Source organism: Halorientalis brevis (assembly GCF_023077655.1).
On the sequence record NZ_JALLGV010000002.1, the window covers coordinates 104,431 to 116,490 of the forward strand.

Annotated in this window: 15 protein-coding genes and 1 tRNA gene; 12 read left to right on the top strand and 4 right to left on the bottom strand. The window is 59.1% G+C overall.

All coding sequences use genetic code 11. From position 1 onward, the window contains the following. Positions 1-1,068 (top strand): molybdopterin-dependent oxidoreductase, encoded by a 1,068-nt coding sequence (locus MU553_RS05040; protein ID WP_247376401.1) that lies wholly within the window; start codon positions 1-3, stop codon positions 1,066-1,068. On the opposite strand, the gene MU553_RS05045 is transcribed toward MU553_RS05040, so the two are convergent. Genes MU553_RS05045 through MU553_RS05055 form a run of 3 tightly spaced genes read right to left on the bottom strand, consistent with a single transcriptional unit; the run spans position 1,060 to position 2,647 of the window. Further along, positions 1,060-1,671, bottom strand: a complete 612-nt coding sequence (locus MU553_RS05045; protein ID WP_247376403.1) for an HAD family hydrolase — start codon at positions 1,669-1,671, stop codon at positions 1,060-1,062. The genes MU553_RS05040 and MU553_RS05045 overlap by 9 nt on opposite strands. After that, on the bottom strand, positions 1,668-2,087 hold the full coding sequence (locus tag MU553_RS05050) for a coaE operon protein (protein WP_247376405.1): 420 nt from the start codon (positions 2,085-2,087) through the stop codon (positions 1,668-1,670). The genes MU553_RS05045 and MU553_RS05050 overlap by 4 nt, the downstream gene beginning before the upstream one ends. Beyond that, positions 2,084-2,647: an AAA family ATPase gene (locus MU553_RS05055; RefSeq protein ID WP_247376407.1), complete on the bottom strand. Its 564-nt coding sequence runs from the start codon at positions 2,645-2,647 to the stop codon at positions 2,084-2,086. The genes MU553_RS05050 and MU553_RS05055 overlap by 4 nt, the downstream gene beginning before the upstream one ends. A gap of 278 nt (positions 2,648-2,925) precedes the next feature. Between MU553_RS05055 and MU553_RS05060 the strand changes: the two genes are divergently transcribed. From MU553_RS05060 to MU553_RS05075, 5 genes are all read left to right on the top strand, one after another. Beyond that, positions 2,926-3,000 (top strand) — tRNA-Arg (locus MU553_RS05060). Positions 3,001-3,183: 183 nt separating this feature from the next. Then, the gene (locus MU553_RS23530; RefSeq protein ID WP_282594185.1) at positions 3,184-3,312 is read left to right on the top strand and encodes a hypothetical protein; all 129 of its coding nucleotides are present in this window, start codon (positions 3,184-3,186) and stop codon (positions 3,310-3,312) included. Then, on the top strand, positions 3,309-3,488 hold the full coding sequence (locus tag MU553_RS05065) for a hypothetical protein (RefSeq protein WP_247376409.1): 180 nt from the start codon (positions 3,309-3,311) through the stop codon (positions 3,486-3,488). The genes MU553_RS23530 and MU553_RS05065 overlap by 4 nt, the downstream gene beginning before the upstream one ends. Further along, entirely contained in the window at positions 3,485-5,326 is a 1,842-nt protein-coding gene (locus tag MU553_RS05070) for a DUF8148 domain-containing protein (protein ID WP_247376411.1), read from the top strand. Before MU553_RS05065 ends, MU553_RS05070 begins: the two co-directional genes overlap by 4 nt. A gap of 85 nt (positions 5,327-5,411) precedes the next feature. Further along, positions 5,412-6,203 (top strand): hypothetical protein, encoded by a 792-nt coding sequence (locus MU553_RS05075; protein WP_247376413.1) that lies wholly within the window; start codon positions 5,412-5,414, stop codon positions 6,201-6,203. A gap of 24 nt (positions 6,204-6,227) precedes the next feature. Here MU553_RS05075 and MU553_RS05080 read toward each other — a convergent pair whose 3' ends face one another. Then, a complete protein-coding gene (locus MU553_RS05080) occupies positions 6,228-7,241 on the bottom strand; it encodes a DUF7961 domain-containing protein (protein WP_247376415.1) in 1,014 nt (337 codons plus the stop codon). Positions 7,242-7,380: 139 nt separating this feature from the next. On the opposite strand from MU553_RS05080, the gene MU553_RS05085 reads away from it, so the two are divergent. Genes MU553_RS05085 through MU553_RS05110 form a run of 6 tightly spaced genes read left to right on the top strand, consistent with a single transcriptional unit; the run spans position 7,381 to position 11,956 of the window. Next, on the top strand, positions 7,381-7,713 hold the full coding sequence (locus tag MU553_RS05085; protein ID WP_247376417.1) for a hypothetical protein: 333 nt from the start codon (positions 7,381-7,383) through the stop codon (positions 7,711-7,713). After that, positions 7,713-8,111, top strand: a complete 399-nt coding sequence (locus MU553_RS05090) for a DUF8023 family protein (RefSeq protein WP_247376419.1) — start codon at positions 7,713-7,715, stop codon at positions 8,109-8,111. Before MU553_RS05085 ends, MU553_RS05090 begins: the two co-directional genes overlap by 1 nt. After that, positions 8,108-9,583 carry an Env/VP5 family phage fusion protein gene (locus MU553_RS05095; protein ID WP_247376421.1) on the top strand — a complete coding sequence of 492 codons (1,476 nt, stop codon included), beginning with the start codon at positions 8,108-8,110 and terminating at the stop codon, positions 9,581-9,583. Before MU553_RS05090 ends, MU553_RS05095 begins: the two co-directional genes overlap by 4 nt. 9 nt (positions 9,584-9,592) lie before the next feature. Continuing rightward, the gene (locus MU553_RS23945; RefSeq protein ID WP_486860559.1) at positions 9,593-10,135 is read left to right on the top strand and encodes a DUF8063 family protein; all 543 of its coding nucleotides are present in this window, start codon (positions 9,593-9,595) and stop codon (positions 10,133-10,135) included. Beyond that, complete coding sequence (locus MU553_RS05105) at positions 10,132-10,971, top strand: DUF8125 domain-containing protein (RefSeq protein ID WP_247376424.1); 840 nt, start codon at positions 10,132-10,134, stop codon at positions 10,969-10,971. Before MU553_RS23945 ends, MU553_RS05105 begins: the two co-directional genes overlap by 4 nt. Beyond that, positions 10,964-11,956 (top strand): hypothetical protein, encoded by a 993-nt coding sequence (locus MU553_RS05110; protein WP_247376426.1) that lies wholly within the window; start codon positions 10,964-10,966, stop codon positions 11,954-11,956. Before MU553_RS05105 ends, MU553_RS05110 begins: the two co-directional genes overlap by 8 nt. Positions 11,957-12,060 lie beyond the last annotated feature (104 nt).

A 12,060-nucleotide genomic window follows, 5' to 3' on the forward strand; every position in this document is an offset into this window, starting at 1 on the left:
ATGGGACCGGGACTGTTGCCCCGGCTGGAACCGCCACCGCGGCTCGTCGATTTCGCCATCCTGGTCGTGGTCTGTTTCGAGGTGTCGTCGGGGATCGTGAGCCTCACCGTCGGTCGACCGGCCGGGGCGTGGCTGTTCGACCTCCACGCAGTCGCCGGCTTCTCGCTCGTCGTTCTGCTCGCCTGGAAGTTCCGACGCGTCCGCGTTCGCGTGACCGACCGCACGCTGTGGGACGGCGGAACGCCGGTGTCGATCCTGCTCGGCACGCTCGCCGTCGCAGCACTCGTCTCCGGCGTCGGCTGGGCAGTCACCGGTCCGGTTCGCGTCGCTGCCTGGCCGCTCCTGATGATCCACATGGGCCTCGGACTGCTCGTCGTCCCCGTGCTCCTGTGGCATCTCCGTCGCCGATTCCGGCTGCCCTCGAAGGAATCTGCGAGTCGGCGAACCGCGCTCCAGTACACTGCCCTCCTGGCGGGCGGTGCGCTGGCCTGGCGCCTGCAGTCGGTCGGCTCGTCGGCGCTCGGACTGGCGGGCGCGGATCGGCGGTTCACCGGCTCGAAGGCCGACGGAAGCGGCGCGGGCAACGACTTCCCCGTCACGAGTTGGGTCGCGGACGATCCCGACCCGATCGATCCCAGCGACTGGACGCTCACCGTCACCGGCCGCGTCGAGCGGGACCTGCGGTTGACGGACGCTGACCTCTCGCCCGGCGACGAACAGCGGGCAGTCCTCGACTGCACGAGCGGCTGGTACTCCGACCACGACTGGCAGGGCGTCCGGGTGGGCGACCTGCTCGAGAAGGCGGGGCCGACGGACGACGGCCGCTGGGTCCGCTTCCGGTCGGTCACCGGCTATCGATGGAGTCTCCCCATCGAGGAGGCTCGGCATGCCCTGCTGGCGACGCACGTCGACGGTGACAGGCTCGCCCACGGCCACGGGTTCCCGCTCCGGCTGGTCGCGCCCGGGCGCCGCGGCTTCCAGTGGGTCAAGTGGGTGACGAGCGTCGAAGTGACCAGCCAGCAGGACCTCGGGCAGTGGCTCGCGATCTTCGTCAGCGGTCTAGACTAGGGCGTTGAGCGTCTGCCAGAAGTCCGGCCCCTCCCGCTCGAACCGCACGGGGACGAACCCCGCCGCGCGAGCGCCCTCGACGTCTCGCTCGTAGTCGTCGCCGACGAGCACGTACTCGTCGGCGGGCAGGCGCTCGCGGGCCAGCTCGAAGGGCGCGCCGTCCGGTTTGTGGGTGCCGGCCTCGTAGGACGCGACGACGGCGTCGAACTGCTCGGTCAGGTCGTGATGGGCGAGTTGCCGGTCGACCCAGTCCCGGGGGCCGTCGGTCAGGACCCCCAGGTCGTTGTTCGCGGCCAGCTTCCGGAGGCTTGTGCGTGCGTCGTCGCTCACGGTCGTCGTCGCGAGCAATTCCTCGGTTAGCGTCGCGGTCAGCCGCGTCGGGTCGGCGTCCAGGTCGAACGCTTCACACACGTCGGCCAGTGCCCGCTCGCGCGGGTTGTCGACGAGGTCGCCGAAGTACGTCTCGACCTGCTCGTCGTAGTGGTCGAGCCAGGCCTGCTCGACCGCGTCGAGTTCAGTCTCGAAGACGGTTCGGAGCGGCCGGCTGTCGGCTGTGCGCTGGAGAAGCGTCCCGTCGAGTTCGAAAAAGATCGCGGTGGTCATTCCTGGTCGTCGGGGCGAACCGGCTTGCCTTCCTCGGTCGGCGGGGCGATGTGGTCGACGTACGCCTCGACCGAGGGGTCGTTCACGCGGACGCGCACGTGGATGTCGCCGAGTTCGCTCGGGTTCCCGACGGCGAACGTGACGGTGTCCTCGAACGCCGGCTGTTTCTTCAGGTCGAAGCTGAAGGTGTCGCCGCGGCGGTTCTCGAAGAACACCTTGCGGGCGGCGTCGAGGATCTCACGCCGGTGGAGGTGCTCGGAGAACGTCTCGAGACTGTGGGTCTCGCCGACGAGTTCCCCCGGCTGTTCCTCGACGGTCGCGTTCGGGAACACGTTCAGGATGGCGTCCGCGACGCGGTCGGTCACTTCGGTGTCGTTGACGGGCGCCGTGATCTGGACGTCGACGCTGTAGATCATTGTTCCTGGTACTGCTGGGGACCGTCTTCGATGATCGTCCGGATCTGTTCGCGGAACGCGTCGAGCGTGTCCGTGTTCTCGATGGTGACGTCCGCTCGCTCCATCACCTCGCCCATTCCGAAGCCGAGTTCGCGCTCGTCGCGCTCTTTCAGGCTCTCGCCGTCGTCACCGGTCTCGTCACGGCCGCGGTCGGTGATGCGCTCTTCGCGGACCTCGAAAGGCGCTTCGATGCTGACGAGGAAGAAGTCGTCGCCGAACCGCTCGCGGAAGGCGTCGAGCTCCACGTCCGACCGCAGGCCGTCCACGAGGACGGTGTCGGTCTCTTCGAGGCGGGATTCGAGCATCGGCAGCGACCGCTCGGCGATGGCCGCCGGCCCGTTCTCCTCGCGGAGCGTCTGGGCGATCGTCCCGTGGCTGGTCGCGGGATCGAGCCCCCGATCGCGGCACTCCTGCCGGATGACGTCGCCCATCGTCACGACTGGCACGCCGAGGTCCCGTGCGACTTCGGCCGCTTCGCCTTTGCCGCTGCCGGGGAGCCCGACGGTCCCGATTACAGTCATTGCCTCCCGGTAGTCGAGAAGCGCGCATAAGCGCTGTGGACTCCACTTTTTTACGTCACCGGGTTTCCTCACGCGCCGGAGGCGCGTTGCGGGAACCCGGATCGTAAAAACCTGGACTAAAAACTCGCTCCGCACTCGGCTCGAGAGCCTCGTGCGGAGTGAACCGACTCACGCCGCTCGTCGGATGCGTATTTGAACACTCAACGGTCTGTGAACCGCCCCGCTCTGCTAACGGAAACCCGATTCTTTTTGCTGGAGAACGTTTTACGTCGGCGCGAGGGCACGTAGCTCAGTCTGGAAAGAGCGTCGGACTTCTAATCCGACGGCCGTGGGTTCAAATCCCATCGTGCCCGTCCCGAAACCGTCGGTTTAGGACTTCTATCCAGAAGTCCGTCTGAGCGTTTTTCCGGGCGATATTCGACAGAAAGAGGATTTACCGTTCGCTCTCGGATTTCGAAGTTCGTTCAGCACCTGAACGGCCCCCGCTGCCTGCTGTCGATTTCCATTGTCGGATCTGAGCGCCGAGGTGGTTCGGCGTGATCGAAGCCGACGACGTTCCCTGGCCGGTCAGGTTTGTCCGTGCGTCCCAGCTCGTCGATGACGGCGCGACCGACCAGGAGGTACGCCACGCCATCGAGCGCGTCGAGGATGGTGATCAGGCGTGACGGACTTCACGCAGTACCGCTGGTATCGCTGTCACGTCTGCCACGAACCTTGTATCAATCACGTCGATGAGTCTCGGACCCAGGACACCGAGTGCGCCGACTGCTACGCGATCCCGGCGCTCGAACAGGCTCCCGAACTGGGCAGTGACGATCGACAGGTTCAGTCTGCGGAATGAGTGTCGTCGACGAGCCGGGGTATCTGTCTCCGCTCGATCTCGCGGACAGATGTAACACTCCCGTCTTAGCGGACCTCCTCGACGACCGCGATCTCCTCGGCCACGGTCCACTGATCGACGGAACCCTCACATCACGCGACGAAGACCGCGTACGGATAGCGAAGTTCATCGCGTCGAAACCAGAGGGTACGCCGCTCTCTCACGTCGTTTCCTACGCAGTCAAAGGAGTGTCCCCAGATGCCTGCGAGCGTGTCGAAGGCTCCGACGCAGATTACCAGTTTGCCTACCGGTTCGTCGACGATCTCGTAGCCCCGGAAGACCCCTACGTGCGGAAATCCCGGTCTTCAGGGGCTCTCATGGTCACGCCGACTTTGCGCCTTCTTGACTTGATTTCAGAAGGCATTACTCAAACAACCGCCGGCTCAGACGAGGTGACCTATGATCGCCAATTCGTCCGCAACTACCTCGCACGTGTCGATTCCATCCAGGAGAGCCACCGCGAAATGCTCGTGGAGAGTTTTACATCCTACCTGAACCGGATCAAAGACTACCGGCTGCTGTTCGACGTTCACATGGTCGGACGCACCGGCGGCGAGACCACCCGCCGGATGACCAAGAGCTACAAAACCCGTTTCAACGACTCCGGCCGTATTTCCAAGCAGTTCGCCCGTTTCAATGACGCCCTCGAATACGCCTACGAACACGCCGACAACGCAGTTTTAGCTACCTTCACCACCGACCCGAAACGCCAGTCGTCCCTGCTCGACGGGATCGACTCGATCAACGAGAACTTCAACCGGCTGCTCTCCTACTTCGACTCCGACCCTTCGACGAAAGCAGACACCCGGGATTCCGACGTTCCTGGCTGGCGATCCGAACTCAATAGCGACGTTACCGGACGTCCTCGCTGCCGCCCGGACTATATCAAGGCCCTGGAGTTTACCGAAAAGGGTTATCCGCACCTGCACGTGCTGTTTTTCGACGTACCAACCCGCGAATCTGATGGGCTCCCCTGGCTCTGCGACAAAGCCGAAGTGGCCAAGAAGTGGGCCGACTACGGCCAGGGCGAGATCGTCGACATGTACCCGCTCGTCTATCGCGACGACCTGGACGACCTCGACCCCGACTTCCAGAGCGACGAAGGCTTCGTCGACTGGTACCGCTTCGGTGACCACGATCACGGCGAAGAGTGGGTACGCGATCGAACCCGCGCACACGAGCTGATCGAGTTCAACGACGACACTAACGCGATGGAGTCAACAGCCGGCGCGTACCTCGGCAAGTACCTCAGCGCCACGTTCGGCTCGTTGCTCGACGCCACCGAGTCATTCGAGAAAGACGACGACGAACGCGACAGCTACGCCGACAAAGCCGCGACGTGGAAACTGGCGCTCTACTGGGCCACTAACCGCCGGTTCTGGTCCTGCTCCGAGTCGATCACGAAGGGAATCGACCCGAACGACCACTTGGAAGAACCCGACGTTCGTGAAGCAGTCCGGTGGTGTTCGCTCGACTCGGTACGAGCTGCCTGCGAGACTTCTATCCGTGACGATCTCGCTCGACTCCGGTGGGACAATCTCGACGACCTGGATGCCGCAATTGATCGGGCGATCTCCGACGTAGAAAATCCAACAGTCCGCTCTACGCTCCCTGATGAAGCCTCTTTTCGGTGTGTTGTCGACTATATTGGAGCGTATGCATACTGGGACATCCCGAGTGGCGAAGTAGCCGATCAGTCTTGCAATCTTGAAGCTGTGGAAGAATTCATTAATTCTGATTATGATACTGCGGAGATACACAAAGAAAATGATCCACCGATCACGGACGTATGGGCCTAACTTGATCAGATGATGCTTAGAAAGGTATCTCTGTATTCCCAACGCTATAGTTTCAAGAACAATCCGCTCATACAGATTGTATAGAATGACAACATCTGGTAGCGCATTTGGACAACTTTCGTACGGGGTTTTCTATGTCCCTTCTATCGTATTTGGCTATCTTCTTTCAAATCCACAAGATCCAGCGATTGACTTTCTACCTACTATTGGATTTATGTCCCTGTCTCGCCTAGATATTCTGAGTATTCTAGCTATCGTGTCATTTCTTGGAGCCATTCAAGGGCATGGAATTGCCCGAGCTGTATATGGTCCAGATGGGCCTGTTTATAGGCCTAAGCAGGGGTCTATCCAATTACAACATACCCTTGCAATTATTCTTAATGTGAAGCCAGATAGAATCCCAATTGTTCTTTGCCGCGTTCCTCAAAATGGTTATTTAATAGAAATGCTGGGATATGTTGACAATCTAAGCCGCAAATTTCTCTACAATTCCTCCAAAGGTGAAGTCCCACTAGATATTGACCCACCCTTACCAAAACACCGTTTGGAAATAGCTTATGAACAGTTGTTTGATGTGTTTGGTCTAATGTCTATTTGGAAAGTACCGCGAATTATATTTTTTCTCCCTGCTGGACTTCAAAAGATAACTGGATGGATCGCTTTTCTGCTAATGTCTGCTTCTCTATATTTCAACGGCATTAGATATGTGCCAATGTTTCTTGGGGGTGTTCTGTTTCTGCTTTTGTTCAGGGCAAAGCTTTGGGGTCCGATCCCTGACATTGCTGACCCTGATGCACTGAAAGATCGGTTCACTCCAGAGTACAAAATGCATTTGGACGATAATAGATCCAGAAAAAGGATAAACCGCAACAAATGAAGCCATCTCCTACATTTGAACCGGTTAGTCTAATTCTGTAAATTCGATTTCGTCAATAGAGTAGCTATATGTCGAAATACTCTCTTCTTTACAGTGTATTCCGAGATTGCTCGGCTCGATCTGCCTATCGAGCTGTCCTTTGTATACGACACTGACTTCACCACTCCCATCAGCGACCTCGACGACAACTGCGGTATCGGGATCGTCGTGAGATGATTTGATGACGTAATCACCGACGGTGTACGGATTCTCTGCAAATCGCAGGTTCTCGTGCTTGTACGTGTATAGTTTGATGTCCTGGTCGTCACAGTACGACGAGAGAAGTGCCGGATCGATGTCTCGCCAGTCTCCAGGTCCTTCGTCGAGTGAGCTGGGGAATGCAACCCGGACACCCTCACCGTCGAGTTCCTGGCCGTACAGTTCGACCTGGGTCTCCGGCGGCAGTACCTCGACGACGACCGCGACTGAAGCATCATCATCTTCTCGCTTCTCGACTCGATCTCCTGGCTGAAACGGATTCTCCGGCGTCTGGTTCATGTGAGCCGTGTTCGGTCCCAGATTGAGTAGATCGTTCATCGGTCGCGTCGCGAGGTGTTCCAACTTCTCGGGTGAGTCTCCGGAATACTGGTTCTCCGTCTCGACCTTCGATTTGAGCGTTTCAACCCGCTCCCACCCGAGTAGAATTAGACTGTCCTCTCGATCTCGGTGCCATACCATGACGATAATATCGTCGTCGGCATCCTTCTCGATCAGTGCCTTCGGGTGGAAGGCCGACACGTCACGGGAGGTCTTCACGTCGACCTCGTAGCCGAAGATCTCGAAGTCGTGTCCCGAGTAACTCTCGGGATTACACCGCCGCATCGCTTCCTCGTTCTCCCACTCCCACATCTCCGTCGGCAGATACTCACGGCAGAACTGCTCGAAGGCGATCTCGCCGAGATTCCCGATTCGCTTAACATCCACATCTTCAGCGTCTTGCTTCACTGCTTGGTGGTGGGCACGGCTTTGGTCGATCTCATCAGGGCTGAACTGGTACACTCGTTGTACTGCTCAGCCAATCGACAAATATATTTCCAATATATCAGCCATATACACCCCCCCAAAATCGCTAGACTGGACTACTTTCACCGAGGCTCAAATCCCGTTTAAAACACCTACATCTAGTTTATTCTAGCGCATGGCTACAGATGATGCCCCTGCGGACCTCGACTCGTTCGAAGAACCGACTGTTGACAACGACAATTCGGAAGGTATCGACCTCGAACCCGGCGACCACTACATCGGCCAGATCACCGGCTTCAAGCCGTGGGTCGGTGACTACGGCCTTCTGCTGATCGACGGCGAACCGGTCTACCTCAACCAGACGCTGCGCGACCAGTTGGTGAGTGGCTGCGTCGTCGGCTCGCAGATCATGTACGCGAAAAGCGAAGACGAGGAGTCGTTCACCGACGGCGACGGCGAAGAGGTCACGTACAACCCGCGTTCGTTCCGCTTCCAGGGTGATGACTGATGGCGACGGCACGCAAGAGCGTCATGCAGATCGTCGGTGATCGCGCCCAACTCCGAACCATTCCGGCACTGCTCTCGCTGCTGTTCGCACTGTCGTCGCTGTTCCAGTTCGGCGGCCTCGCAGCGCCGAAGTTCCTCTGGCTGAACTACACCATGACCCCGCTGCACGCGACCGCTGTCAGTGCCGCTGCCTACTTCGTCGCGTTCATGTCGTCCGAAACCCGCCAGTGGGAGAACTACGCCAAAGGCGAACAGGCGTTGATCGCGATCTCTGGCGGCGTGATCTTGGGCCAGCAGTTCGTCCCGATCGTGAGTAACACGATTTCCTCTGCTGGTGCAGCTGGTGGGATCTTCGCCTGGATGCTCTCGCTGATCGGTTGGGGTGTTGCCATCCGATGAGAGAGTCAGCCCGGCGAGTCGCCTCGATCTCCCTGGCGCTCCTGGTCCTGTCCTCGGCTGGCCTGAGTCCAGTCGGTACAGCGGCCGCATCCCACAACTGCGGGTCTGTCGACCTGACGGCAGGGCTCGCGATCACTGCAGGCGGTGAAACCGCTGAAGCGCTCGGTCTCGGGAACAACAAGGACTTTGATGGTGACCTGCTGCCTGGCTGTGACCTTCTTCACGGGTCAACTGACACAGGTGCTCTCAAAGATGTCGACAAAGCCCAGGCTCGCAGTGAAATCAAGACCGCCGCAGCTACTGCTGCACAGCACGCCCGCGACGAGCTGAAATGGTGGAACAACGGGCTTCAGGGCCTGCCGATGCAGGCCCGCAACGACGCCCTCGCTGCGTACGGCCGTGCGCTCGATAACGGTACTTCGCAGGCCGCTGCCCAGGTCGAGGCCAACGAGACCGTCGACGAGTTCTACAGCGCCCAGGTGACGAACTTCGTCGCTGACTGGAACAAGATGATCCTGTCCTGGGACGACTACGATAAAAAAGAGACCAACGAGAGCCTGGCAATTGACTACGTTGGTCGTCTCCGTCCAGACGGCGAAACCCGTAAATCTACCACCATTGAGGCCACTGAAAGCGTATCACTGTCTAACGGCAGTACTGCTGATGCTTACCGCATCAATCAGTATGGCCTGGTCAGTGAAACCGGGAACGTGACGCTGATGGTCAACAGGACTATCGAGTCACCGACCTCCTGGGAGTGGCGTCAGGTCCTGGAGAAGATGCGCCAGCAGCGCCAACAGACGAAGGCCGAGGTCAAGACCTGGATCGATCAGACCTACTCGAAAGTCGAGTCTGGTGATCTCACCTGGTCGCAGGCCGTCGGTGCTTCGACAGTTGCCCGCAACTTCGCTGCCGAAGGTGACTTCCAGTCGTGGGCTGCGGTGCGCCTCGCAAACATGAAAGGCGTCTCTATGCCCGAGAACATGTCGCAGGTCGGGTACTGGAACATCACCCACGGTCACCACACGACCAAGGGCATCCTGGCCTCAGACGGCAACCCGCCGAGCGGTGCGTTCGAGGCCGGGAAAACGTACAACGGTAGTGAGCTACCCGGCCCGCAGTACCTGATCTCCGACTCGGGCGTTACCAAACTGGACGGTCAGTTCACCATCGAGGACATCACCAACTCCGACGGTGAGAAGGTGAACAAGACCGTCATCAAGGAGGTCCACTACGAGACCGCGAACGTCTCGAACCTGAAAGCGATTCTCGAACGACAGCAGAAGCGGCGAGCCGAGCTTGAAGCTCGCGAGCAGAAGTTACTGAATCGCTCTCAAGGAGGGAGCAGTGGCCTCCTTCCCGAATCGCTACCGTTCGGAGGTGCCGGCGTCGCGGCAGGTGTCGCGATCTTCCTGCTCCTCGCGATCGTCGCATCGAGGAACCCTGCTGGTCCTGCCGCCTACAGAAAGTAACTCACAACTATGCGCTTTTTCGTGAAAGCAACCCTGATAGTCGTGCTGCTCAGTAGTATCGCCGGTCCTGCGGCTGCAGCGAACAATTCGACAGCGACGTCTTCGAATAGTTCCGCTGCTCCGCCAGGGACCTACATCAGTGAGAACGTTCGCCTCCTCGACTCAGGCTACAACCAGTCGAGTGGTGAGGCGTTCGTCGAACTGCGCTCGACCAAGACCATGGCGGTGACGATCTCCGACGGCGGAGCGTTATCGACTGGTTCTGGTGAAATTGCCTCTCGGACGTTCGTGCTCGATGCCGGTGAAACCACTCGTGTCGTCCTCCCGGTGACGAAGACAGGCGGCCGGGTCGCCGTGGTGATCGACACGCCAGGAGTCCTGTACGGTCACATCATCAAAACCAGCGACTCGATCGTCGGTCCTGGCGGTTTCACCGCTCGCGACGCTCAGATCACTGCCGCCAGCGGTGCCCTCGTCGTGGCGATCGTCTCGATCGTGATGGTCGTCCGCTACCTGGCTGGGACCAACGACGCTCCGGAGCGGATAGCATGAGATACGACGATTATCACGAGCGACGGCCTGAGACACTGACTGAATGGACGCTCTGGTTCGTGAAAGAGCGATTCCTGAGTATCATCGCGGTGATCGTCCTGGTCGGTCTCGCGTTCGTGCTGGTCGGCGTCGATCTCGGTATACCCCGATGGCTACGCCTTTCGGGACTAACCATGATCGTGCTGAGTCCGTTCGCGTACCTCGTCGGCTCCTCGATCACCGGCATGCTGCCGGACCCGCCCGGTGAGATTCTCGTCGATATTGACGCTCGGAAAATGGACGGTGCCGTGTTCTGGTTCCCGACCGACGATTTCCGTCAGCTGACCGTCACCGAAGGCGAACTGAACCAAGTCGCTCCCTCGCTGTACTTCGGGAAGCAGGTCGATCTCGATGAGATGACCGCGATCGGCACCTGGCGCGGGACACTCTCTGATCGGCAACTGCTACGCGGTCTCCAGAAAGTCTACGAATGTCGTGGCCAGCTCGAGGACGACGCGAAGAAAGGCTTCGTCCTGGAAACCCAGGCGTTCACGCTGCTCCGAAATGCAGTGCGTGAAACTACCGCTGTCGTCGTCGAGACGTTCCAGCGTGGGACGCTCCCCGACGAAGGTGAAGGACTGGACCACCAGATAGAGCAGGCGCTCGAACAGTTCGATCTCGATGATCGCATCGATGACGAACTGAGCGACCTGGACGACCTCGATGCAGACGAGGCCCTACTCGATCCGGACGGCGACCGTGACCTCGACGAACAGGCTGCTGAACAAGTCGGCGACCGCGTCGATCACGACGCAGCTCGTGCCGACGCTGCCCAGGAGGTTCCCAGCGATGACTGATATTGACGAAAAACTGCTGACTGCTGCCAAACTTCGCGAGCAAGTCCGTGGCGATCTCGATGGCGGTGATCCGCGTCTCCTTCCCCATACTGGAATGGTCACGAACGAGCGAGATCGAGCGGTTCTTTCGTTCCTCGAAACCGCTGACGTGCCTGGATCTGCTGACCTCAAGGGATGCAATAGCTTCGCTGAAACGGACCTCGGCGACACGGTGACCTCGAAAGTTCTCACCGACGAACTCTCAAAGGCCGTCGTCGACGGGAATGCCTCGATGCTTGCCTACGCTGTCGGTGTCACTGAACAAGATCTCGACGGCTCTGCACTGCGACTCCCGATGATGCTGAACGACCAGCTGCACAACAACGATGCTCCAGCATTCATTCTTGGTGCTGGCAACCCCAACACTGGGAAGACGAACACCATGTCGCTCCTTGCAGAACTCCGCAGCTATGCCCTCGATGACTACCTCGTTCTCTCGAACAGTCGATCGTGGGATCTAACCGACGTGGTGGTTACTTCTGCCCACGATCTCGCCGTCGCGCTGCTCGAACACCGCGACGTGCCGAAGTTCCTGATGATCGACGAAGCCTCGACGCACTTCGACGCCCGGACTCATCGGCGCGAGGTCGCAACCCAGTGGACTCCACTGGCAAAGCGGTTCGCCAAGATCGGTGTCGATGCCTGCGGGCTAGTCGTTCATACCGGTAAAGACTGTCACCCCGAGGCGAAGCGACTTGCGACGCTGGCGTACTATAAGACGCAGAAAGACGTTGTGGAATTCTATGAACGGTGGCCTGCTGACGGTGACTTTCCCGCCGACCAACTGTTTAATGGCTCCATTGAGGATCTGGAACCGACTAGTGTCCACTACGATCCCGACGACGCCGCACCGTGGGACTGGAACCTTGAATCAGAGTTGTTTACTCTTGACTTATCCTGGTCCAAGATCCTTGATAGGTTGTCTAATGATGGCGAATATGACTAATGGATTAATATTAAATTGCTGCAAACTCCAAAAAACGCAGGTTGATTGAATTAGATACCGGTCTTTCCCAAAGGAGTTTAATTTCATGGCTACCAACACTATCT

Bases quoted from the DNA above. Each gene is read 5' to 3' on its own strand.
- MU553_RS05110 (WP_247376426.1), top strand. From the start codon at position 10,964: ATGACTGATATTGACGAAAAACTGCTGACTGCTGCCAAACTTCGCGAG.
- MU553_RS05040 (WP_247376401.1), top strand. From the start codon at position 1: ATGGGACCGGGACTGTTGCCCCGGCTGGAACCGCCACCGCGGCTCGTC.
- MU553_RS23945 (WP_486860559.1), top strand. From the start codon at position 9,593: ATGCGCTTTTTCGTGAAAGCAACCCTGATAGTCGTGCTGCTCAGTAGT.
- MU553_RS05090 (WP_247376419.1), top strand. From the start codon at position 7,713: ATGGCGACGGCACGCAAGAGCGTCATGCAGATCGTCGGTGATCGCGCC.
- MU553_RS05070 (WP_247376411.1), top strand. From the start codon at position 3,485: ATGAGTGTCGTCGACGAGCCGGGGTATCTGTCTCCGCTCGATCTCGCG.
- MU553_RS05050 (WP_247376405.1), bottom strand. From the start codon at position 2,087: ATGATCTACAGCGTCGACGTCCAGATCACGGCGCCCGTCAACGACACC.
- MU553_RS05045 (WP_247376403.1), bottom strand. From the start codon at position 1,671: ATGACCACCGCGATCTTTTTCGAACTCGACGGGACGCTTCTCCAGCGC.
- MU553_RS05085 (WP_247376417.1), top strand. From the start codon at position 7,381: ATGGCTACAGATGATGCCCCTGCGGACCTCGACTCGTTCGAAGAACCG.
- MU553_RS05105 (WP_247376424.1), top strand. From the start codon at position 10,132: ATGAGATACGACGATTATCACGAGCGACGGCCTGAGACACTGACTGAA.
- MU553_RS05055 (WP_247376407.1), bottom strand. From the start codon at position 2,647: ATGACTGTAATCGGGACCGTCGGGCTCCCCGGCAGCGGCAAAGGCGAA.
- MU553_RS05075 (WP_247376413.1), top strand. From the start codon at position 5,412: ATGACAACATCTGGTAGCGCATTTGGACAACTTTCGTACGGGGTTTTC.
- MU553_RS05095 (WP_247376421.1), top strand. From the start codon at position 8,108: ATGAGAGAGTCAGCCCGGCGAGTCGCCTCGATCTCCCTGGCGCTCCTG.